Raw genomic sequence first — 21,248 nt, 5'->3', positions numbered from 1 at the left:
CCTTGTTAATTCAATGCCTCAGAGCCTGAGACGATTTCTATGATCTCATTAGTGATCTGCGACTGCCTCGCCCGGTTGTATTCCGTCATCAGCAGTTTCAGCATATCGCTGGCGTTGTCATTGGCGTTCTCCATCGCCTGGCGGCGCGCCGCGTGTTCGCAGGTCGCCGATTCAATGACCGCGCTGTACAGCGTCATTTCCATATATTTGGAAACCAGATAGCGGAAGACCTCATTCACGGACGGCTCATACTCGATCACATTAATGTTCGAGGATCTTACGTTCCGCTCACTGATGTCCACCGGCAGGACCCGTTTCCGGACAACCTCCTGCTTCAGGGTGTTGACATAAGAGGTGTATACCAGCACGATCTCATCGATTTCTCCGGACATATACTTCTCGAACAAAGGGCGGGCAAGTTTTTTCACCTCTTCGTAGTCCACGGTGTCTGCCGGAGGATCATGTTCGATGATCACATCATACCCCCTGCGTTCAAAGTATTCCCGGCCTTTGCTTCCGATGTCCACCAGAACCGCCTCCCGGCTCTTTCTTCTGATTGTCGCTTCCGCCTCCCGGATCACGTTTCCGTTGAAGCTTCCGCAGAGCCCGGTACTGCTGGTAATGATGACATAGCAGCTTGTTTTCATCTGCCGGCTTCCCAGAATCAGCTCCTTCGGAACCTTCTGTCCGTTGTCAAAGGCTTCATCGATGGATTCGATAATCCGATCCAGGTACAGCTTGCTGTGTTCGTAAATCGCCTTGGCCCGACGCAGCTTTGCCGCAGAAACCAGCTTCATTGCGTTGGTAATCCGCTCTGTGCTGTTGATACTTTTAATTCTGCGTTTGATGTCCTGCATCTGTTCAGCCATTGATAAACCCTACTTTCTTGAATTCTTCAATTCCCTTCCGCATCAGTTTCTCCGATTCCTCAGAGAAATCGCCGGTTGTGTGGATCTCTCTCTTGACCTCCGGATAATGGTCGTCCATATAGACGTAGAACTGCCGCTCAAACTCCTTGACGGAGGTTACCGGGATATCATCCAGCATGCCGTTGGAGGCGGCGTAGATGATCATTACCTGATCAGCGACATCCAGCGGACCGTACTGTCCCTGCTTGAGGATCTCCATCAGAATACGTCCGTGATCCAGTCTCTTCTTTGTATCCGCATCAATATCGGAGCCGAACTGAGAGAAGTTCTGAAGTTCTCTGTACTGCGCCAGCATCAGCTTGATTTTGCTGGAAACTCTCTTCATCGCTTTTATCTGAGCGCTTCCGCCGACACGGGATACGGAAATTCCGGCGTTAATCGCCGGCCGCTGTCCTGCGAAGAACAGCTCCGTCTCCAGGAAGATCTGTCCGTCGGTGATGGAGATGACATTTGTCGGAATGTATGCGGAAATATCGTTCGCCTGAGTCTCGATGATAGGCAGCGCCGTAATCGATCCGCCTCCCAGCTCCTCAGACAGCTTCGCGGCTCTCTCCAGAAGTCTGGAATGAAGATAGAATACATCTCCGGGGAACGCCTCTCGCCCCGGCGGTCTGCGCAGAAGCAGCGACATGGCTCGGTACGCCACCGCATGCTTGGACAGATCGTCATAGATAATCAGCACATGCTTGCCCTGATACATAAAGTACTCCGCCATCGCACAGCCGGCGTAGGGTGCGATGTACTGCATCGGTGCGACGGCACTGGCAGTCGCTGACACCACGATGGTGTAATTCATGGCTTCCTTCTGTTCCAGTGTGCTGACCAGCTGCGCTACGGTGGACTGCTTCTGCCCGATCGCGACGTAGACACAGATCACATCCTTGCCCTTCTGGTTCAGAATCGTGTCTACCGCTATTGCCGTTTTCCCGGTCTGACGGTCCCCGATGATCAGCTCACGCTGACCCTTTCCGATAGGAATCATAGAGTCGATTGCCTTGATTCCAGTCTGCAGCGGCTCCTTGACCGGCTGCCTGCGCAGCACCCCCGGCGCGGGGTACTCGATGGGCCGTGTCTCGCTTGTTTCAATGGCTCCCTTTCCGTCGATGGGATGACCCAACGGATCCACGACTCTTCCAATCATATTCTCGCCCACCGGGACTTCAACGACCCGGCCGGTCGGTTTTACAATATCGCCTTCTCCGATTTCCCTGTATGGACCCAGGATGACGACACCCACGTTGTCTTCCTCCAGGTTCAGTGCCATTCCGTAAACATTATTCGGAAATTCCAGCAGCTCTCCGGACATGCAGTGGTTGAGTCCGTAGACCCGGGCAATTCCGTCGCCCACCTGCATGACAGTACCGAAATCGGAGATTTCCATTTCATTTCTGTAATTCTTGATCTGGTCTTTGATCAAACCGCTTATTTCATCCGGTTTTAAATTCATTGAAAATTCTCCTTAGTATACTCTGATCTCATTTGCCATCTGTTCCAGCTTATGCTGTGCGGATGCGTCGATCATTTTCCCGTCGACAAAAAGCCGGACGCCTCCCAGAAGACTTTTGTCCACCCTGTTTTTCAGATGCACCTTTCTGCGGAACAGCCGGCTGGTCTCCGCTTCAAATTTCTGAAGCTGCTCATCCGTCACAGGATAAGCGGAATAGATTACGCCTTCGCTGATTCCTTCCGCATCGTCCATCAGTCTGCAGTACTGGCGGACCATCTCGTGAAAACCTGTCGTCCTGCCTTTGTCCACCAGAATGTACATGAAATTCAGGACCTCTTTCTGCACACGGCCATCGAACACATTCTTCAGTATGTTCTTCTTTTCGGCAGCCGAAATAGCCGGATTCAGAAAAAGCTCCGAGAAGTCTCTGCTTTTCCGGAGGATCTGGTCGATCTGCGTGATCTCGTCCCGGATCTCTTCCACCTCGCCGAGATCCTTCGCCGCACCGTAAAGCGCTTCGGCATAGACCATTGCGACTTCTATTTCCATGTCTTCTCCTCAGCTTCCTCAATGATCCGGTCAACGATATCCTTCTGCCTGTCCGCATCGATTTCCCGTTCCATGATTTTCTCCGCGGCGAGAACAGCCAGCGATCCCACCTCTTCCTTAAGCTCCTTGCGGGCGTTGAATTTCTCCCGCCGGATCTCCTCCTGAGAGCGTGTAATCGCGGCCTTAGCCTTCTCATTGGCAGCGTCGATAATGCCGTCCGCCTGGATCTTCGCTTCATCTCTGGCTTTCTTGATAATCGCGCGGCTCTCTGTTTCTACATTGGCGATACGCTCCTCATAGTCGGCGAGTTTCGCGTCGGCAATACGGCTGGTTTCCGCCGCATTATTCAGGGAATCCTCCACCTCCTGCTGACGCTTCATCATAAAGTCATGGACCTTTTCAAAGAAGAAATGCTTCAAGATCAAGAATAAAACAATAAACGTTATGATCGAGAACAGAAAGTTCCAGTTCAGATTAAACAGTGCCTGATACCCGTGCATGTTTTATTCCCTCCTTTCTCTGTATTTCTTCCCCTGATTAAAGCTTACTGTAAAGCATAATCGCGATAACGAAGGACAGGACCAGCGCGGTCTCCATGATAGCCATAGCCAGAATCATATTTCCGGTGATTTTACCGGCGATCTCCGGCTGCCTGGACATTCCGTGCATCGCTCCATTCGCCAGAATTCCCTGGCCGATGCCTACGCCGAGTGCCGCCAATCCCATAGCAAGTCCTGCTCCGATTGCAATAAGTCCCATTTTCTTTACCTCCCTAAAATACGTGGTTTTTCTGTGCCTGAGTTCTTTTCATCAGGCTTCTTTAATAAGTTTCTGTTTCTTCTTCTCTCTCTTCAGTCGTCTCTTCTCTGCTGTATCCTCCCGCATGCCAGACATACCTTCCTCCAGATTGACCGCAGTCAGAATGGTGAATATGTATGCCTGAATCACAGGTTCAAACATATCGAAGAACAGATTCAGCGGAATGACTGTAATGCACCGCAGAATCGGAACTGCACAGAATTTGTAGCTCAGGAATTCCATCAGGTGCATCCACAGATCGACGACCACCATGCCGCCGAAGATGTTTCCGAACAGTCGAAGAGCCAGCGTAACCGGCAGAATCAGCTCACTGATCACATTCATCGGCAGAATCGCATAGTAGGGATCCCCCAGCTCGTCGATTCTTCCCCTGACGCCCAGTTCCTTAATCGCAAATCCCTGAATCAGGACGAATGACATCACTGCCAGCGCCGCCGTCACATTGAGATCCGCCGTGATCGGCCTGAGTCCGATCAGCCCGAGGCTGTTGGCGAATACAAGCCACACGATAAGTGATCCCAGATAAGGTGCGAATTTCTCACCCCGGATTTTTCCCAGATTCTGCTGAGCAAAATTATACACCCAGCCGACCAGGACTTCCGCAACGATCTGTTTCCCCCTGGGAACCTTCTCCAGACCGCTTCCCAGCCAGATTCCGACGACAGCCAGAATCACGGCGAGGATGATCTCGAAGCAGGTGCTTTCCGTCAGGAAAACCTTACCGCCGCTCCCGAAATACAGAATGATCCTTGGACCCAATTCACTGAATTGAATCATTGGTCCTTACCTCCTCCTTTACCAAAGTTTAAAAGTGCTCCCGCAACAAGCCCCAGAACGCCCAGCGCATACGCCAGCAGGCAGGTCATTCCCACCCGAAAGCAGAACACCGCGCCCGCGGCATAAATGAGCAGCCGGAGCACATATAACATAACGGGAATTCCCATCCCCGATCTGTCGAAAAATCTGCTGACCACAATTCCCAGCAGATGAAAATTCAGCAGCATCAGCACAGTTCCCAGCGCGATTCCGATAAAAAAGGCGCTGCTGATCCCCTTCACTAAAGAAAAGGTGATCGCGCATATCACACTGAACAGCACGCAGGTTATGCATACTTTTTTCTCTGTTGTCCTGAATTGCGTCATGTTCATAACTTTATCACATAAATATATTCCGAAATCCGTCAAAAATCAAGTACAGATCTTTTATCAATTTCCATTGTATTCTATCGGTATTTTCAGTCTTTTTTCTTCTCCGCTTTCCGGCCGGCCCGGTTTCATTTGTGATAAGGCTCCCCGCGGATAATCCGAAAAGAGCGGTAAATCTGCTCCAGCAAAATCACGCGCATCATCTGATGCGGAAAAGTCATATCGGAGAAGGACAGCTTCAGGTCCGCTCTCCGGCTCACCGCTTCAGACAGTCCAAGGCTTCCTCCTATAACAAAGGCAATTTCGTTCCGCCCCTCCAGTGCCAGACTCCGGAGTTTTTCCGCCAGCGTTTCTGAGCTCATCCGCTTTCCACGGATTTCCAGAGACACGACGAACATATCTTTATTCACCCGGGAGAGGATCTCCTCGCCCTCCGCAATCTTCACAGCTTCTTCCTCCGCAGGCCCCGCGCCGGCAGGCAGTCTCGCCTCCTTCAGTTCCTGAATCCGCAGACTGCAGTAGCTTCCCAGCCGCTTGCTGTATTCGCCGACGGCCTCACGCCAGTATCTTTCCTTCAGCTTGCCGATGCATATCACCGTTATATTCATTTTCTATACCTCCAATAGGGGGCTTGTCTCATCCCGGCGGATCACGGCCAGCTTCACATCCCGGTCAACAAAGTAATCCCTTTCGAATAGTATGTTTTTCACCGTCAGATATGCCTGCTGCGGAGTGTTGTTCTCATGAGAAAGATGTGCCAGCAGAACCCGGGGAACCCTTTCTCCGTGCATCTGATCCAGAAGCGAGCACAAAATCCGGCCCGCCGTCTCGTTGGAGAGATGACCCTCATCTCCCAGAATCCGCTGCTGCAGCGGATACGGATAGGACCCCATCCGCAGAATATTCACCTCGTGGTTAGCCTCCAGTACCAGAAGATCGGCAGTCTTCATCTGCTCGAAAATCTCTTCCGTAATGACGCCTGTGTCCGTAACGACCGTCACCTGTCGTCCGCCGCTCCGCAATGTATATCCCGTAGGTTCAATTGCATCATGGGAAAGGCTGAAGGCTCTGACCGCAATATCTCCTATGGCAAACTCCTCGTCGGGAACGGGACTCCAGCGTCCCCTGGGCAAAAGCTTCTCTTCAATTCCCGCAAACGTTCCCCCGGAAGCATAAACTTCCGCGTGGCCGGCCTTGCGGCCGATCATCCGGATACTCCGCACGTGGTCGATGTGTTCATGGGTCAGAAGGATCGCGTCCACGTCTTCCGCTTTCAGACCGTTTTCCTCAAGCCCGGCCAGAATCCGCTTGCCCGTGATCCCTACGTCAATTAATATTACTGTATTCTCACTTTCCACCAGATAACAGTTGCCCGAACTGCCGCTGGCAAAAGAACAGAACGATAATCCCATTCATTTCCCTTCTTGCTCAGTCTTGTTGTCGTTTCAGTTGATAAGATTATATCACGAAACTCGGAAATGGCAAGATGATGTTATTCTCTTTACGTTTCCCGGAAAATAAGGCATAATAGTACCGAGGTAAAAGATTTATGGCACAGATACTGAACATTTATTCCGACGGAGGATGTGCCGGCAACCAGAACGATAAGAATCTGGGAGGCTGGGGAGCGATTCTGGAATTCGGAGATCACAAAAAAGAGCTTCACGGCAGCGAGGCAGACACCACCAATAACCGAATGGAACTGACGGCGGTGATTTCCGCCTTTTCGGCACTGAATCGGGAAGGTCTGACCGTTCGGGTCTTCACAGACAGCTCCTATGTGGCGGACTGCTTTCGGAAAAAATGGTATGTGAACTGGGAGAAGAACGGATGGAAAACTTCTCAGAAAAAGCCTGTCGAGAATCAGGAACTCTGGCAGACACTTCTGGCGCTGGTGCGCAGACATGACGTGAACTTCTACCGGGTCAAGGGGCATGTGAATCCCGATCATCCCTCCACCAATATGGATCGGCTCTATGAGAAATTCGTCCGATGGAACGGCACCGGCTTCAGCTTCGAAGATTTTCTGTATATCACGGAAATGAACAACCGTGCGGACGAGCTGGCGAATATCGGGATCGACGAGATCAGGCAGGCTGAATAACCCGCGCAGCGGCACTGCTGACAAACTGCGTCAATGCCCGTTAAATCCGACGGTAATTTAATGCGAAGACACTCTTCACCACAGCAACATTCAGAATACGAGGAATCAGATTATGGAACAGAGAAAAGAACTTTTGAGAAAGTATGAAATCGGACTGGCGGCCACCGGAATCAGCGGTGCTCTGGTCATCGCGTTTTTCTTTTTCGTCAATTTCTTCACAGGCCCCATGGTCTCTGCAGAAGGCGTGGAAAAAAACAGCCTTTACGGATTGAATGTCATTATCTTTTCCGCGGCGATAGGATGCGCCTACGCATTCATCTGCCTGCTCAACATGAGGGCGCTCGATCCGAAGACGGTCGAGGAGGGCGGCGTAAACTTCCGCATTCAGTCGGAACGCTATATTTCCGGCTCTCAGGGAGTCATGATCTGCAACATCTTTACCTTCGTCTACTGGGGACTCTATACCATTACACAGCACATCCGGTTTTATGTAGACGAGAATAACAAAATCCACGACTTTACATTCTACAACAGAATCTGGCTGGCACTGATGCTGATCGCGGCCATCTTCAGCGTAATCGCCATGATGCAGGGCATCCGCCTGAAGTACAACATCAGCACACCGAGGAAGAAAAACAAAAAGAAAAAAACAGCGTCGAAGAAACGCTGAACAACTCGGCCGGGTTTGAGACTTTCACCTGTCAGAACATGTGCTCCCCGGACGTATCTGAATATCGGCCGTTTCCCGAGAGGTTCGGGAAACGGCTCTTCTGTTTCTGTCCGGCGCTCTATGCGCCGTTTTCCATTCGATTTTCCTCTATTATCCGCGGGAATCGACGGAAGCGGGATTGGCCCGCAGCCATTCGATGATGTCTGCACTTTCATACAGAGGTCTGCCGTCGATGAACAGACAGGGAACCTGTTCCACGCCTCCGTCGCGGACCAGACGCTGCCGATCATCCTCGTTCTGATGGATATCGTGGAACTCCACATCATTTCTTCCTTCTTCCCGGATTTCATTCATCACCCTCATGCAGAAGGGACATCCTTCAAATTTATACAATTCCAGTTTCATTTTTTTCCTCCTGTTTTTACCGGAGTCTTTTATTACGCTCCGTTCTTCGTTCTTCGCCTCATCCGCTCTCTGCCGGACAGCACAGCACTGATGCCTCCGATCTGCGGATAGATGTATTATACCCATATTTTCCGCATCAACACTTCTGAACGATCATCCGGCTGAGTCGGAAAATACCGCGCGGTTTTCCGGTTTCTGTGGTAATATATCATTATGTTAGTACTGACTGTTATCATCGGACTTGCAACTGCATATGTAAACGGCATGCACGACGGGGGAACCATTGTCGCTACCACCGTCACCTCCCGGATTATGAAACCCCGGTCCGCAATTCTGTTGGCCGGTCTCGCCTGCCTGATGGGATCCGTTCTGCTCGGAAGTGCGGTTCAAACCACTATGGTAAACGGAATCGTGAACAGCGGTGCCATCCTTGCGGGCGGAGGGAAACAGGCCGCTCTCTTCGCCGTCTCCGCCTTCCTGGGAAGCATGGTATGGAATCTGATTACCTGGGCAGGACGTCTTCCTTCCAGTGCCTCCCATTCGCTGATAGGCTCCATGATCGGCTGTTCCATGGCGGTCTGCGGTATGGATTCAGTCATATGGAGCAGCGTGATGCTGCGGGTCGTCGCAGCCATGATTCTCTCGCCTCTGACAGGCTTCGCACTGGGTTTTCTGCTGCTGAAACTTCAGAATCGTATCCTGCGGCGGGGAACGATCGTCTGGACACAGAGAGTTCGTGCACTGGACATTGTGAGCACATTTCTGCTGGCTTTATCGTATGGGAGCAACGAGGCACAAAAGGTTGCCGGCGTGATATGCCTCGGCGCTCTGGCATCAGGCGGCGGCTCTCCGTCGGACAGTCTGACTCTGCCTTATCTTCCGGTGTCGATTACCTCCCTTTGCGGTCTGGCACTGGCCATCGGAGCCATGACAGGCGGCTTCAACATGATGCGCACTGTCGGCCGCGACATTGTGAAAATCAATACAGATCGGGCCTTTGTATCTCAGCTCTCATCCATACTCGTGGTGGAAATCGCCAATGCAGCGGGACTTCCCATCAGTTCCACGCAGGTCATCACCGGATCCGTCATGGGCGTCGGAACCGAAGACCGTCCCCGGTCGATGAACTGGGAGATATTGTACAAAATACTGGCGGCCTGGATCCTGACCCTTCCGGCGGCAGGCCTGACCGGTGCAGTTGTAATCAGACTTATGATACTTATTCCCGTATAACCCGTGTCTTCATCGGAACGGAACACAGAAAAGAAAAAAACCGGAGGTTTTGTTCATGACAGAGAAAATAAAGAAAAAAAGTTTTTTCAGGAGCTGCCCGGATACTGAGGTATATGATCTGCTGAAAGGACAGTGCGCACAGGGCAGCCTGAGCGCCGACCTTTTCGTGCAGTTCATGCACACGCTGGATCCTGACACCGCAGACCGCATTGAAGAGGCAGAGAAGACCGCAGACCGGAAACGGGAAACTCTCATCTATTATGTGGAAAACACCTTTATTACTCCGGTCTCGCGTCACTATCTGTTCAATCTTTCCCGGGTCATCGACGACCTGACGGATGAAATCAAGGATCTGAAGGATTTTATTCAGTTTTTCGATTATCGACCGACCCCCAAGAATATTGAAATGGCTGAAATCAACCGGGATTCCATTCACATCCTGGAGGAATCCGTAGGCGCCTGGATCAGCAGCGACGACGACCGGTTCTGGAAGGGAATGATACGGATAAAGAAGAATGAGAATAAAGTCAAACGGCTGTTCTGGGAAAACATCCGGGAAATCGAAGGAGAAGATTCCATCCGCGACATCATTTCTTCCAGGGAATTCTGCCGGGATCTGAACTCGCTGGCCAATAAAACAGGAAAAGTCGCGGATCGGTTGGGGGATCTGAAAATAAAGTCCATCAAATAAAACCATCAAATAAAAAAATCGCTGTCCGCGCTTCCTCTGCGGTTCGGCGATTATTTTTATGAGGATCTGTGGAGCTCATTCTGGAACTGGCGGATGATATTGCGCTCCGCACGGGAAATGGTCATCTGACTGACTCCGAGTGTTTTGGCAATGTCTGCCTGAGATCGGTTGTAAATGAAGCGTTCTCGGAAGATATACCGGTTCTGATCGCTGAGCTCATTCATGACCTTGTTAATAATCTCTGCAGTTTCCACCCGTTCAAAGCCTTTGTCATCAAAGCCTGTGTACCTTTCCAGAAAGGAGCTTTCCCCATCTTCTCCGGCGTCATCAAATGTCTTGTCCAGCGAATAGGTTCCATACGCCTGCGAACTTTCCATCGCTTCAATGATCTGCTCCTCGGTAAAACCGGTAGCCTCCGCGATTTCCGCCGCGGTGGGGTTGCGGTGATATTTCAGAAAGAGATCGTCTCTGACCTCCTGAACCTTGGTCGAAATTTCCTTCAGGCGGCGGGGTACCTTCAGGCTCCACTGCTTGTCCCGGAAATATTTCTTGATTTCCCCGAGAATTGTCGGCGTGGCGAAGGAACTGAACTCATAACCTTTATCCGGATCAAAACGCTCCACAGCCTGCACCAGCGCCAACGCGCCCACCTGATAAAGATCGTCGTACTCGACGCCCTTGTTCAGGTACTTGCGGATCAGAATATCTACCATGTAAAGATGATCCTCCACGATTTTATTTCTTAATTCAATTGTAGGATGCTTCTTATATTCGATAAACTGATCCCTGTCCGTCATACCTTCTTCACCATTCTGATAAACTTGCGTTCATCCTCTCCCCTGCCAAACTCTACTTTGTTCATCAGCGTTTCAATCACATAAATGCCGAGGTCTCCCTCGCTTGGGCACATCTCGCACGGCTTATGTGTCTTGGCAATGGAATGAGAATCACAATCATCTCTCACTGTAATTTCGATCATTCCCTGCTCCACGTTACATTCTACATCATATTTGTCTGCAAATCCACTGTATCCGTGACAGGAAATGTTCTTACACGCTTCGCTCACCGCCGTCTTCATGTCCTCGACCGCCTCCAGATCAAATCCCGCCGTCGTGGCAATGGAACTGATCGCAAGCCGCACCATTGTAAGATACTCCGGCTTTCCGGGAATAATAAATTTGATATTATCCATCCTTGACTCCTTCTGGCTTACATCACCATCTTAATATACCTCTTCCTAAGATGCAAGCGCCATAGTATAAAAATTCTGAGCGATGTTCTCGCTCAGAACCTTTATACCCTGTTTTCCGGGATTAAATCTTTATCTGTTCTCCGGCGTCTGATTTCTCCGCCTGTTTCTCCGCGTCCTCTTCCCGGATCGCCTTCGCCATTGCGACTATCCTGGTTCCGTCCTCGACCTTCATGATCTTGACTCCCTGAGTCGCTCTTCCTAGTTCGGAAACCTCCTCCGCACGTATACGGATGATGATACCGTCAGAGTTTATCAGAAGAACCTCGTCATCCTCATCGACTACCATAGCGCCAATCAGCGGACCGGTCTTGGAGAATTTGCTCTTATCGTAAGTCAGAAGTCCTTTGCCTCCTCTGACCTGAATTTTATACTCCTTCACCGGAGTCCGTTTTCCGTAACCATTTTCCGTGACGACCAGAAGTTCCTGACCCGGCTGAACCAGTGACATGGATACTACCTCGTCATCCTTTTCCAGCTTGATAGCCCGCACTCCGCCGGCGATGCGTCCCATCGGCCGCACGTCGTCCTCGGAGAAGCAGATGCATTTACCCTTTCGGGTGACGATGATAATATTGTCTTTTCCTGTCGTCTGCTTGATATCGATCAGCTGATCGCCATCCTTCAGTTTGATGGCGATGATGCCGCTGCTGCGGTTCGTATTATATTCCGAAATGGCTGTTTTCTTGATAGTACCGAACTTTGTAACAGCTACAAGATACTTCTCTTCCTCGAAATTCTTTACCGGAATGATGGAGGTAATTCTCTCGCGCTGCATCAGACTCAGGAAATTGACGGCCGGCGTACCCTTGGCAGTTCTGGAAGCCTCCGGAATCTGGAACGCCTTCATTCTGTGGGCTTTCCCTGTGTTAGTGAAGAACATCAGCTGATCGTGAGTGGATGTCATGATTAAGTCTTTTACAAAATCATTGTCACGCGTGGTGATTCCCATGATGCCCTTGCCGCCCCGGCGCTGCGCCTTGTAGGTATCTGCCGGCACTCTCTTGATGTATCCGAGATGAGTCAGAGTAACGGCGACCTGCTCCTCCTCGATCAGATCTTCGTCCTCGAATTCTGAAGCGTCAGGAGCCAGTCTGGTTCTTCTTTTGTCGTTCCATTTGTCTTTGATTTCAAGAAGCTCAGCCTTGATGACTCCCATCAGCATTCCCTCATCGGAAAGAACTGCCTTATAGTATGCGATGCGGTCCATCAGCTCCTCGTATTCCTTTTCGATTTTCTCACGTTCCAGTCCCTGCAGTCTGGCGAGTCTCATGTCGAGAATCGCCTGCGCCTGGATTTCAGAGAGTCCGAAACGCTCCATCAGTTTCTCCTTCGCGTCGTTGTACGCGCTGCGGATAATTTTGATGATTTCGTCGATATTGTCGAGAGCGATACGCAGACCTTCCAGAATATGAGCCCTCGCTTCCGCCTTGGCCAGATCAAACTGGGTCCTTCTTGTCACAACTTCCTTCTGGAATTTAATATATTCATCCAGAATCTGATAGAGATTCAGAAGCTTCGGCTGTCCATCCACCAATGCGATCATGATACAGCTGAAATTATCCTGAAGCTGCGTATGTTTATACAGCTGATTCAGCGTGATCTGAGGATTAGCATCCCGCTTCAGCTCAATGACGATACGCATTCCCTCACGGCTGGATTCGTCCCGGATATCGGAAATACCGTCTATCTTTTTCAGCTTGATCAGTTCCGCGATTTTTTCAATCAGTCTCGCCTTATTAACTGCATAGGGAATTTCCGAAACAATAATCTGAGATTTTCCCCGGTTCGTCTCTTCAATCTCACAGATGGCACGAACTTTGATTTTTCCCTGACCGGTTCTGTACGCGTCCCTAATTCCGCTCTTTCCGAGGATCTGAGCTCCCGTCGGAAAGTCCGGACCCTTGACAATTTTCATCAGTTCGTCGATGCTGACCTCAGGATTATCGATAATCTTCACTGTCGCATCAATGACCTCGCCGAGATTATGAGGCGGAATCGAAGTCGCCATTCCGACGGCAATTCCGTTGGATCCGTTTACAAGGAGGTTCGGATAGCGGCTGGGAAGAACCACCGGCTCTTTTTCCTCGCCGTCGAAGTTCGGAATAAAATCGACTGTATCTTTGTCGATATCCCTGAGCATCTGCAGGGAGAACGGACTCATCCTCGCCTCTGTATAACGCTGCGCGGCCGCACCGTCGCCGTCGATGGAACCGAAGTTTCCATGTCCGTCAACCAGCGGATAACGCATGGAGAAATCCTGAGCCATACGCACCATGGCGTCGTAGATGGAACTATCTCCGTGGGGATGATATTTACCCATGACTTCACCGACGATTCTGGCCGATTTTTTATAGGGTTTATCAGGCGTGACTCCAAGCTGAGACATTCCATAGAGAATTCTTCTGTGCACCGGCTTCATACCATCCCGCACATCCGGAAGCGCTCTCCCGACAATGACACTCATGGCGTAGTCGATGTAGGAATTCTTCATCTCGTTATGGATTTCGTGCTGTATGATGTTTTTATCTTCCAATAAAGTATCCAATACTGTTTCCTTTCATGTCTTCCGTAGGTCTATACATCCAGTGTGGCGTATCTGGCGTTTTCTTCGATGAACTTCCTGCGGGGCGGCACTTTGTCACCCATCAGAGTCGTGAAGATTTCATCTGCCGCTGTCGCATCCTCTACTGTAATCTGAACCATCGTCCGTCGGGTGTAGTCCATCGTGGTTTCCCATAACTGGTTGAAGTCCATTTCTCCGAGACCTTTATATCGCTGAATTTCAACCTTCCCGGCAGTATCCTTTATATCCTCCAGCAACTTGTTCTGTTCTTTGTCCGAGTATGTATACCAGGTCTTCTTTCCCTTCTGCACACGGAACAAAGGAGGCTGGGCTGCGTACACATAACCGCCTTCTATCAGCGGCGTCATATAACGGTAGAAGAAGGTCAGCAGAAGTGTGCGGATGTGAGCGCCGTCCACGTCGGCATCCGTCATTATGATAATCTTGTGATATCTGAGCTTGCTGATGTCGAATTCATCCCCGATTCCGCAGCCGAATGCGGTAATCATATTCTTGATTTCCTCTGAATTCAGCATCTTATCCTGACGGGCCTTCTCTACGTTCAGAATCTTACCGCGAAGCGGGAGAACCGCCTGCCGTTTCCGGTCTCTTCCCTGCTTGGCGCTGCCGCCCGCGGAATCACCCTCGACCAGGAATATTTCAGAAAGCGCCGGATCCTTTTCCGAGCAGTCCGCCAGCTTGCCCGGCAGAGAAAGTCCCTGCAGCGCCGTCTGTCTGCGAACAAGTGCCCGGGCTTTTCGTGCGGCCTCTCTGGCGCGGGATGCGCTGAGACACTTATTCAGGATTGCTTGAGCCTGTTTTGGATTTTCCTCCAGGAACGCGATCAGATTCTGACTGGTGGAAGTTTCCACAAAGCCTCTCATTTCCGTGTTTCCGAGCTTTGCCTTGGTCTGTCCCTCGAACTGAGGTTCTGTCAGTTTAACAGAAACGACTGCAGTCAGACCTTCCCGGACGTCCTCTCCGGAAAGAGAATCTCCGTCTTTCATCATCTTGGTTCTCTTCGCATAATCATTCATCACTCTTGTCAGAGCAGACTTGAATCCCGCAAGGTGGGAACCGCCTTCCACCGTATTGATGTTATTGGCATAGGAAAGAAGAAGCTCATTGTAGCGATCTGTATACTGCATCGCTACCTCGACCTCCTGATTTCCGTCGCTGTACTCGAAATAGAAAATATCGTCATTAATGACATCCTTGTTGATGTTAATGTGTTTGACGAATTCTCTCAATCCGCCCTCGTAGTGGAATACCTCCTTTTTCCTGCGGCCCGGTCTCCGATCCTCCAGAGTGATTTTAATTCCCTTTGTCAGGAAGGCCATTTCCCTGAGACGATGCTGAAGGGTATCATAATCGTATTCCGTCTCCTCGAATATCTCCGGATCAGGCCAGAAGGTCGTCTTGGATCCGGTGTGGGAGGATTCTCCGATCACATTCAATTTTTTCGTGGTTTTTCCCCGGGAAAACTCAATTTCATAGGTCTTTCCGTCTCTGTTGATTTCAACGATCATCTTTGTTGACAAAGCATTGACTACAGAGGCGCCGACTCCATGCAGTCCCCCGGACACCTTATATCCTCCGCCGCCGAATTTTCCTCCGGCGTGAAGAACTGTATGGATAACCTCAACAGCAGGAATCTTCATCTTGGGATGAAGATCCACCGGCATTCCGCGGCCGTCGTCGATGACCGTAATGGAATTATCCTCGTTGATGATAACGTTAATTTTCTTACAAAATCCTGCAAGAGCTTCGTCCACACTATTGTCAACAATCTCATAGACCAGGTGGTGAAGTCCTCTCGGACCCGTAGATCCGATATACATACCCGGTCTTTTGCGAACTGCCTCAAATCCTTCCAGAACCTGTATCTGGTCGGCGTTATACTGATTCTTGCTCTTTTCTGCGCTCATTTAATCCCACCTTTTATGTGTTCTTATCCATTATTTTCCATACTTTGATATGGCATCAGCCTTTATTATATAACAAAATCAGCGTTTTAGCAAGATTTTAAGGTATTTTTAATTAAATTATCATTTAACAAAGAAAAAATCCGTTAAATCAATTGTTTTGTACTTAAAAACCCGCTAATTTTTCTTTACTTAAGTATTATAAATTAGCAGGTTTTTCCAAATTCACACATTCCCCTTTTTCTATCTCTATAATTCTCGCCTGCGGATAATATTCCAGTATTCCGGGATCTATGTCAGTCGTAGTGATAAACAGCTGATTTTCGTGAAGAGTTTTCACCAGATAATCTCTTCTGCTTTCATCTAGTTCGCTCATGACGTCATCCAGCAGAAGGATTCCTTTTTCTCCTGTTTCCTCTCTGATGAAGTCGAGCTCCGCAAGTTTCAGTGACAGGGCACAGGTTCGCTGCTGTCCCTGTGAGCCGAAGCTTCGCGCATTTACGCCGTTTACAAAGAACTGCAGATCATCCTTCTGAGGTCCTCTGGTTGTCGTGCGCATCCGCAGATCAGAGGCGGCGGATTTCATCAGTTCCTTCCTGTACACTTCCTGCTGCTCTTCCTTTGTCTCACAAAAGCGAATGTTGGGATCATACTGCAGAGAGAGATCCTCACTTCTGTTGGTGATACCCCGATGAATCCTCGACGAATATTCATTGATTCTGTCGATGAAATCCTTCCTCATCCGTATGATATCACTTCCGTAAATAATCATCTGCTCATCCCACAGGCTCAGAAGAGACGGCTCCACATAATCCTCTTTCAGACAAGCGTTTCTCTGCTGCAGCGTTTTTTTGTAATTGGAAAGACAGTCGTAATAGGCCGGTTTAATCTGAGCGAGCTCCCGGTCGATAAATTTTCTTCTTTTTTCCGGCTCCTCTTTTACAATTTTCAGATCGTCCGGTGAAAAAATCACAATAATGATGTTGTCAATCAGCTGCGATGTCCTGTGAACAGTGTTCCCGTCTTTCTGTATTGACTTTTTATGATGTCTGTTGATTTTTATTTCCACCTTCGTGTCGATGACTTCTTTTTCTGCCTTTACACGAACAAAGGCCTCCTCCTGACCAAAGCGGATTAAATCGCTGTCATGTGAAGTACGGAAGGATCTTCCAATAGAAGAGAGAAAGACAGCCTCAATGAGGTTTGTCTTTCCCTGTGCATTCCTCCCAACGATAATATTTACATTCTTATCAAATTGAATGGTTAGTTCTTTATAATTTCTGAAGTTTTTCAGTTCCAGCTCTGTTATATACATATCAGTTTATTCTTACCGGCAGGACAAGATATTCGTATTCATCCCCGCTCAGCGGCTGAATCAGGCAGGGATTGACAGGAGTATTAAAGAGCATCTTCACTTCATCATCCTCCACCGCCTTCAGCACATCGATAACATACTGTGCATTAAATCCGATGGTCAGATCTTCGCCTTCTTTTGTTACGGGAATCTCCTCCCTTACATTTCCCTCATCGGAATTGGAGGTCAGGGTCATAATCGTATCCTGAATGTTCATCCGGATCAGATTGTTCTTTCCGGCGCGGGACAGAAGAGACGCTCTCTCTATACTTTCCAGAAGCATACCGCGGTTCACCTTCATGATGATTTTGCTTTCCCTGGGAATGATGTCTCTGTATCCGATGAATTCGCCTTCCATCAGTTTCATTTCCGCCTGTACATTGTCCATTCTCAGTACAGCCTTCTTACTGCTGAGATAAAGGGTTCCTGTTTTCTCGCTGCTGTCCGTCTCTCCTAAAATACGTCCGATATCCGTCAGTGTCCGGGCAGAAACGATAATCTTTTTCTGCTGCGGATTTACTTTGTTCTTTCTGTTAATCGCCATGCGATAGCCGTCAATCGCCACCATGTTTATCTGATCGTTCTCTATTTCAATCAGAACGCCGGTAATGATTCCTCTGGATTCGTCTATACTGGCCGCAAAGGATGTCTTTTCAATCATACTGCGGAGAACATCCTTGTCAAACTCGGCAAATCTGCTTTCTTCCTCCAGTGTATTGATGCTGGGGAATTCGTCTGCGGACATTCCCATAATTTTGAAATTGGAGTTCATACACTTGACAGTTACATTGTATTCGTCATCGCAGATTACTTTCACATCTGTGGACGGAAGTTTGCGGATGATATCTCCGAACAGCTTGGCCATTACGATGACGGATCCGTCTTCCGGAGAATCAACGTCGATGGTATTCTGTATGGAAATATCAAGATCGGATGCTGACATCGTGAGCTTTCCTTCTCTGACCTCAAGCAGAATTCCTTTCAGGACAGGCATTGTCGTCCTGGAAGTTACAGCCCTGGACACGATGTTGAGAGCTTTCGACAGCTTTTGCTGATCGCATGAAAATTTCATAATTGACCTCCGAAATACGTTTTTTTACTTATAATTATTTTAGTAGTATTAGTAGTAGAGCCTGTGGATTATATGGATAACTTCAGAGCAACTCTATTTTTTAACAAAAACAGTTGTTTTTGAAATAAGGATAATCTGTAAAAGTTGTTCTTAATTGTTAACATTGTTTATTTCCTTCTTCAGCTCATCGATGACATCCTTCAGGTTCGGATCGGTTCTCAGCTGTTTCTGTATTTTGTCGCAGGCGTGCATTACGGTTGTATAATGCTTTCCTCCGAAAAGCTGTCCGATCTGAGGAAAAGAGAAGTCGGTCATGGTCCGGCAGAGATACATTGCAATCTGGCGCGGATAAGCGATCTGATTAGTCCGTTTGGAGGATTCCAGATCGTTGATTTTAATATTGAAATGTTTGCTGACCACATTCTTTATCTGTACCGGGGTAGGGTTGTTGCTTCCGTTGATGATGATATCTTTAAGAACCCTCTTCGCAAATGACTTGTCGATTTTCTTATCCATTAGGTTGGAGAAGGAGATAACACGGTAAAACGCGCCTTCCAGCACACGAATATTATCCGAGATCCGTTCCGCAATTAACTGTATTACCTCGTAGAGGTCGCTGTCCATAGTCAGATTTTCATTCTCAGCCTTTTTCTGCAGAATCGCCACGCGGGTTTCATAGTCTGCCGGCATAAGTTCCGCCACCATTTTCCAGTAGAAACGGGAACGCAGCCGCTCGTCGAGCCGTACCAGCTGATCCGGCGGTCTGTCCGAGGAAATGACAATCTGCTTATTGTTCGCGTACAGCTCGTTGAAGGTATTGAAAAATTCCATCTGTGTGGACTCCTTTCCCTCCAGGAACTGGATGTCGTCAATCAGGAGAACGTCCACCTTCCGGTATTTGTTTTTAAATTCTCTGGTTCCGTTTTTCTCTCCCAGAGCTTTGATGAGCTCGTTTGTGAACATCTCCGATGAAACGTAGAGAACGTTGAGATCATTGTTATTTTCCAGAAGATAGATTCCGATGGCGTGCATCAGATGGGTTTTTCCGAGTCCTGATTTTCCGTGAAGGAACAAAGGATTATAAGATTGGGCCGGATATTCCGCCACTGCCTTGGCGACAGCGTAGGCGAGCTCATTGCTTTCTCCTACTACAAAATTGTCAAAGTTGAATTTCGGGTTGAAAATCCTCTGGTTTCTGAATTCTTTATTGACATAGGTCACCTTAGCCTTTTCTTTTCTGATGACTGCTTCCGGCTTTTCCGGCTCATTTTCATAATCCGTGGTTTTTCGCACGATAACACGGTAGTCCTCCTGAAGAACCGTTTTGAAGGTATTTTCCAGCATGGTCTTATAACGGTTGTTCAGGATTCTCACATTAAATTCATCCTGTGTCTCCAGATAAGCGATTTTCGCGGTGTCATCCAGAGAATGAAGATGAGCGGAAGCGAACCAGTGATTAAAGCTGGGCGTCGTTGTTTCCTCTTTAATGATAGCCAAGACCTTTTCCCAGGTCTGATGATTGTCGTTCATGTTTCCCTCTTTGATTAAACAGTGATTAATTCATATTTTAACTAATAAGTTATCCATATACAAGTGGAAAATAATAAAGTTGGAAAATAAATATTTCCCAACTTTATCCACAGGTTGTGTATAAAACTGTTCATAAGTATAAAATCAATACTTTAATTTTACCTGAGCTTTACAGAATATGATGAAAATATTCATGATATTACGGATGTTTTCACAGATCCAGTTTCATATCTCCGTCTTTAATGAGTCCGGCTCTGTACATGACTTTGTAAATAAGCCATGAGATAATGGCGGGAGCTATTATCTGTATGATAAGGATATTGAAGAATACGGGTAGAGTAAAGCCCATATCCGTCAGTGTCATGATCTGTCCCACAAGACCGGAGGTTCCCATACCTGCACCGGCAGCGTTATTGGTCATTTTGAAAATGCAGGTACTGATCGGTCCGGTAATGGCTGCCGTAAGAGTGGGAGGTACCAGAATCCACGGGTGCTGTACAATGTTCGGAACCTGCAGCATGGAAGTACCGATTCCCTGGGCGAAGAAACCGCCGATACCGTTTTCTTTGTAACTGATGACGGCGAAACCGATCATCTGTGCACAGCATCCGGCTGTTGCGGCGCCCGCTGCAAGACCGGAAATACCCAGCATGATGCAGAGAGCTGCGGAGGAAATGGGAGCGGTAAGAACCAGGCCGACGACGACAGAAATGAAAATTCCGAACCAGAAAGGCTGCCAGTTACAGGCGGCAACGATGGAATCTCCCAGCTCCATCATCAGCCAGCCGACTCCGGGGCCGATAAGAGTGGCGGCCAGTCCCCCTGTAATAAGAGTGACTGCAGGTGTTACGATGATATCGATTTTAGTTTCTTTGGATATCATTTTTCCGAATTCCGCTCCTACTGCCACTGCGATAAACGCACCGGCGGGACCGCCTGTGAATTTGATTCCGAATCCGGTGAATGTGGCGCCCATATAACCGAGAGCGATGCAGGAAAACAGTACCAGCGGAGGAGCTTTCAGAGACCGGGCTACCGCTGCGCCGATTGCCGGCCCCATCATATTCATTGCGGCTGTACCGATTAAAATCAGAAAAGCGGGTATTGCGGATTTTTCTGTGATTCCGGGGATATTACAAAGCTGTTCTCCGATTGTTTTCAATATGAGCCCGATCAGAAGTGAAGCGAACAGTCCGAGACCCATGGCGGACAGTGCATCCTGTACATAGCGTTTGAAACTGATTTCAATATCTTTTCTTTTACAAAAGGCTCTGAAGCCGGTTTGTTCATTCATTTCAAATGTTCTCCTGTCATGTCTATATCTCTTTGTTTAACAAAGAAAAAATATGCGGTGCCGGCATCCGGCGCGAAGGTGCGCACGAGACGGTCCGACGGGTTATCGCAGATATTATAGCAAGTTGTCTTATCATGTGTCAAGACAGACATGTTACAGATGAGTTTTTGTGAAGATGTATTGACATAAAAACATAATAAAAGTATAATATACCAATATGCGTGCACATATTGTAATTTAGATTGTGCAAAAATCAAATTTATATG

The 21,248-nt window shown here is 48.6% G+C and carries 22 protein-coding genes; 4 read left to right on the top strand and 18 right to left on the bottom strand.

Features of this window, described 5'->3' with window-relative positions:
- Positions 1-5: 5 nt before the first annotated feature.
- The 9 genes from atpG to FYJ64_RS06380 all read right to left on the bottom strand — a co-directional run bounded on the left by atpG (position 6) and on the right by FYJ64_RS06380 (position 6,301).
- Positions 6-869: an ATP synthase F1 subunit gamma gene (gene atpG, locus FYJ64_RS06420; RefSeq protein ID WP_154574386.1), complete on the bottom strand. Its 864-nt coding sequence runs from the start codon at positions 867-869 to the stop codon at positions 6-8.
- Positions 862-2,376, bottom strand: a complete 1,515-nt coding sequence (gene atpA, locus FYJ64_RS06415) for a F0F1 ATP synthase subunit alpha (RefSeq protein ID WP_154574385.1) — start codon at positions 2,374-2,376, stop codon at positions 862-864. The genes atpG and atpA overlap by 8 nt, the downstream gene beginning before the upstream one ends.
- Positions 2,377-2,388: 12 nt before the next feature.
- Positions 2,389-2,925: an ATP synthase F1 subunit delta gene (gene atpH, locus FYJ64_RS06410; protein WP_154574384.1), complete on the bottom strand. Its 537-nt coding sequence runs from the start codon at positions 2,923-2,925 to the stop codon at positions 2,389-2,391.
- On the bottom strand, positions 2,916-3,425 hold the full coding sequence (atpF, locus tag FYJ64_RS06405; protein WP_154574383.1) for a F0F1 ATP synthase subunit B: 510 nt from the start codon (positions 3,423-3,425) through the stop codon (positions 2,916-2,918). The genes atpH and atpF overlap by 10 nt, the downstream gene beginning before the upstream one ends.
- Positions 3,426-3,462: 37 nt before the next feature.
- Entirely contained in the window at positions 3,463-3,684 is a 222-nt protein-coding gene (gene atpE / locus FYJ64_RS06400) for an ATP synthase F0 subunit C (RefSeq protein WP_075713357.1), read from the bottom strand.
- A 51-nt stretch (positions 3,685-3,735) separates the two neighbouring features.
- Positions 3,736-4,521: a F0F1 ATP synthase subunit A gene (locus FYJ64_RS06395; RefSeq protein WP_154574382.1), complete on the bottom strand. Its 786-nt coding sequence runs from the start codon at positions 4,519-4,521 to the stop codon at positions 3,736-3,738.
- Positions 4,518-4,892, bottom strand: a complete 375-nt coding sequence (locus FYJ64_RS06390; protein ID WP_154574381.1) for a hypothetical protein — start codon at positions 4,890-4,892, stop codon at positions 4,518-4,520. Before FYJ64_RS06390 ends, FYJ64_RS06395 begins: the two co-directional genes overlap by 4 nt.
- Positions 4,893-5,017: 125 nt before the next feature.
- Positions 5,018-5,497, bottom strand: coding sequence for a 23S rRNA (pseudouridine(1915)-N(3))-methyltransferase RlmH (gene rlmH / locus FYJ64_RS06385; RefSeq protein ID WP_154574380.1), 480 nt, complete (start codon positions 5,495-5,497; stop codon positions 5,018-5,020).
- Between the two features lie 3 nt (positions 5,498-5,500).
- Positions 5,501-6,301 (bottom strand): MBL fold metallo-hydrolase, encoded by an 801-nt coding sequence (locus FYJ64_RS06380; RefSeq protein WP_154574379.1) that lies wholly within the window; start codon positions 6,299-6,301, stop codon positions 5,501-5,503.
- A 137-nt stretch (positions 6,302-6,438) separates the two neighbouring features.
- On the opposite strand from FYJ64_RS06380, the gene FYJ64_RS06375 reads away from it, so the two are divergent.
- The gene (locus FYJ64_RS06375; RefSeq protein ID WP_154574378.1) at positions 6,439-6,993 is read left to right on the top strand and encodes a ribonuclease H family protein; all 555 of its coding nucleotides are present in this window, start codon (positions 6,439-6,441) and stop codon (positions 6,991-6,993) included.
- Positions 6,994-7,105: 112 nt separating this feature from the next.
- Positions 7,106-7,663 carry a hypothetical protein gene (locus FYJ64_RS06370; protein WP_154574377.1) on the top strand — a complete coding sequence of 186 codons (558 nt, stop codon included), beginning with the start codon at positions 7,106-7,108 and terminating at the stop codon, positions 7,661-7,663.
- A gap of 150 nt (positions 7,664-7,813) precedes the next feature.
- Here the strand turns inward: FYJ64_RS06370 and FYJ64_RS06365 are convergent, their stop codons facing one another.
- On the bottom strand, positions 7,814-8,068 hold the full coding sequence (locus FYJ64_RS06365; protein WP_154574376.1) for a glutaredoxin family protein: 255 nt from the start codon (positions 8,066-8,068) through the stop codon (positions 7,814-7,816).
- Between the two features lie 213 nt (positions 8,069-8,281).
- Between FYJ64_RS06365 and FYJ64_RS06360 the strand changes: the two genes are divergently transcribed.
- Both FYJ64_RS06360 and FYJ64_RS06355 read left to right on the top strand, forming a co-directional pair.
- Positions 8,282-9,301 carry an inorganic phosphate transporter gene (locus FYJ64_RS06360; RefSeq protein ID WP_154574375.1) on the top strand — a complete coding sequence of 340 codons (1,020 nt, stop codon included), beginning with the start codon at positions 8,282-8,284 and terminating at the stop codon, positions 9,299-9,301.
- A 55-nt stretch (positions 9,302-9,356) separates the two neighbouring features.
- On the top strand, positions 9,357-9,992 hold the full coding sequence (locus FYJ64_RS06355; RefSeq protein ID WP_154574374.1) for a DUF47 domain-containing protein: 636 nt from the start codon (positions 9,357-9,359) through the stop codon (positions 9,990-9,992).
- Positions 9,993-10,048: 56 nt separating this feature from the next.
- Here FYJ64_RS06355 and FYJ64_RS06350 read toward each other — a convergent pair whose 3' ends face one another.
- The 8 genes from FYJ64_RS06350 to FYJ64_RS06315 form a co-directional block, all read right to left on the bottom strand.
- Positions 10,049-10,789: a SigB/SigF/SigG family RNA polymerase sigma factor gene (locus tag FYJ64_RS06350; RefSeq protein ID WP_154574373.1), complete on the bottom strand. Its 741-nt coding sequence runs from the start codon at positions 10,787-10,789 to the stop codon at positions 10,049-10,051.
- Positions 10,786-11,184 carry an ATP-binding protein gene (locus FYJ64_RS06345; protein WP_154574372.1) on the bottom strand — a complete coding sequence of 133 codons (399 nt, stop codon included), beginning with the start codon at positions 11,182-11,184 and terminating at the stop codon, positions 10,786-10,788. Before FYJ64_RS06345 ends, FYJ64_RS06350 begins: the two co-directional genes overlap by 4 nt.
- Before the next feature lie 121 nt (positions 11,185-11,305).
- Positions 11,306-13,789 carry a DNA gyrase subunit A gene (gene gyrA, locus FYJ64_RS06340; RefSeq protein WP_154574371.1) on the bottom strand — a complete coding sequence of 828 codons (2,484 nt, stop codon included), beginning with the start codon at positions 13,787-13,789 and terminating at the stop codon, positions 11,306-11,308.
- Between the two features lie 29 nt (positions 13,790-13,818).
- Positions 13,819-15,735: a DNA topoisomerase (ATP-hydrolyzing) subunit B gene (gene gyrB, locus FYJ64_RS06335; protein WP_154574370.1), complete on the bottom strand. Its 1,917-nt coding sequence runs from the start codon at positions 15,733-15,735 to the stop codon at positions 13,819-13,821.
- 196 nt (positions 15,736-15,931) lie between these two features.
- Positions 15,932-17,047 carry a DNA replication/repair protein RecF gene (gene recF, locus FYJ64_RS06330; protein WP_154574369.1) on the bottom strand — a complete coding sequence of 372 codons (1,116 nt, stop codon included), beginning with the start codon at positions 17,045-17,047 and terminating at the stop codon, positions 15,932-15,934.
- A gap of 1 nt (position 17,048) precedes the next feature.
- A complete protein-coding gene (gene dnaN / locus FYJ64_RS06325; protein WP_154574368.1) occupies positions 17,049-18,158 on the bottom strand; it encodes a DNA polymerase III subunit beta in 1,110 nt (369 codons plus the stop codon).
- A 150-nt stretch (positions 18,159-18,308) separates the two neighbouring features.
- The gene (dnaA, locus tag FYJ64_RS06320; protein WP_154574367.1) at positions 18,309-19,688 is read right to left on the bottom strand and encodes a chromosomal replication initiator protein DnaA; all 1,380 of its coding nucleotides are present in this window, start codon (positions 19,686-19,688) and stop codon (positions 18,309-18,311) included.
- Positions 19,689-19,899: 211 nt separating this feature from the next.
- Positions 19,900-20,982, bottom strand: a complete 1,083-nt coding sequence (locus tag FYJ64_RS06315; protein ID WP_154574366.1) for a PTS sugar transporter subunit IIC — start codon at positions 20,980-20,982, stop codon at positions 19,900-19,902.
- Positions 20,983-21,248 lie beyond the last annotated feature (266 nt).

Source organism: Hornefia butyriciproducens, assembly GCF_009695915.1.
Classification (GTDB): Bacteria; Bacillota; Clostridia; order Peptostreptococcales; family Anaerovoracaceae; genus Aminicella; species Aminicella butyriciproducens.
Note: the sequence above shows the minus strand (reverse complement) of the source record. Positions and strands in the feature narration are given on the sequence as shown.

Excerpts from the sequence above, each read along its gene's own strand:
- FYJ64_RS06360 (WP_154574375.1), top strand. The coding sequence starts at position 8,282 with ATGTTAGTACTGACTGTTATCATCGGACTTGCAACTGCATATGTAAAC.
- atpA (WP_154574385.1), bottom strand. The coding sequence starts at position 2,376 with ATGAATTTAAAACCGGATGAAATAAGCGGTTTGATCAAAGACCAGATC.
- FYJ64_RS06380 (WP_154574379.1), bottom strand. The coding sequence starts at position 6,301 with ATGGGATTATCGTTCTGTTCTTTTGCCAGCGGCAGTTCGGGCAACTGT.
- atpH (WP_154574384.1), bottom strand. The coding sequence starts at position 2,925 with ATGGAAATAGAAGTCGCAATGGTCTATGCCGAAGCGCTTTACGGTGCG.
- FYJ64_RS06365 (WP_154574376.1), bottom strand. The coding sequence starts at position 8,068 with ATGAAACTGGAATTGTATAAATTTGAAGGATGTCCCTTCTGCATGAGG.
- FYJ64_RS06350 (WP_154574373.1), bottom strand. The coding sequence starts at position 10,789 with ATGACGGACAGGGATCAGTTTATCGAATATAAGAAGCATCCTACAATT.
- atpE (WP_075713357.1), bottom strand. The coding sequence starts at position 3,684 with ATGGGACTTATTGCAATCGGAGCAGGACTTGCTATGGGATTGGCGGCA.
- gyrB (WP_154574370.1), bottom strand. The coding sequence starts at position 15,735 with ATGAGCGCAGAAAAGAGCAAGAATCAGTATAACGCCGACCAGATACAG.
- FYJ64_RS06315 (WP_154574366.1), bottom strand. The coding sequence starts at position 20,982 with ATGAATGAACAAACCGGCTTCAGAGCCTTTTGTAAAAGAAAAGATATT.
- dnaN (WP_154574368.1), bottom strand. The coding sequence starts at position 18,158 with ATGAAATTTTCATGCGATCAGCAAAAGCTGTCGAAAGCTCTCAACATC.
- FYJ64_RS06375 (WP_154574378.1), top strand. The coding sequence starts at position 6,439 with ATGGCACAGATACTGAACATTTATTCCGACGGAGGATGTGCCGGCAAC.
- dnaA (WP_154574367.1), bottom strand. The coding sequence starts at position 19,688 with ATGAACGACAATCATCAGACCTGGGAAAAGGTCTTGGCTATCATTAAA.
- FYJ64_RS06390 (WP_154574381.1), bottom strand. The coding sequence starts at position 4,892 with ATGAACATGACGCAATTCAGGACAACAGAGAAAAAAGTATGCATAACC.
- FYJ64_RS06370 (WP_154574377.1), top strand. The coding sequence starts at position 7,106 with ATGGAACAGAGAAAAGAACTTTTGAGAAAGTATGAAATCGGACTGGCG.
- FYJ64_RS06395 (WP_154574382.1), bottom strand. The coding sequence starts at position 4,521 with ATGATTCAATTCAGTGAATTGGGTCCAAGGATCATTCTGTATTTCGGG.
- atpG (WP_154574386.1), bottom strand. The coding sequence starts at position 869 with ATGGCTGAACAGATGCAGGACATCAAACGCAGAATTAAAAGTATCAAC.
- atpF (WP_154574383.1), bottom strand. The coding sequence starts at position 3,425 with ATGCACGGGTATCAGGCACTGTTTAATCTGAACTGGAACTTTCTGTTC.
- FYJ64_RS06355 (WP_154574374.1), top strand. The coding sequence starts at position 9,357 with ATGACAGAGAAAATAAAGAAAAAAAGTTTTTTCAGGAGCTGCCCGGAT.
- recF (WP_154574369.1), bottom strand. The coding sequence starts at position 17,047 with ATGTATATAACAGAGCTGGAACTGAAAAACTTCAGAAATTATAAAGAA.
- FYJ64_RS06345 (WP_154574372.1), bottom strand. The coding sequence starts at position 11,184 with ATGGATAATATCAAATTTATTATTCCCGGAAAGCCGGAGTATCTTACA.
- rlmH (WP_154574380.1), bottom strand. The coding sequence starts at position 5,497 with ATGAATATAACGGTGATATGCATCGGCAAGCTGAAGGAAAGATACTGG.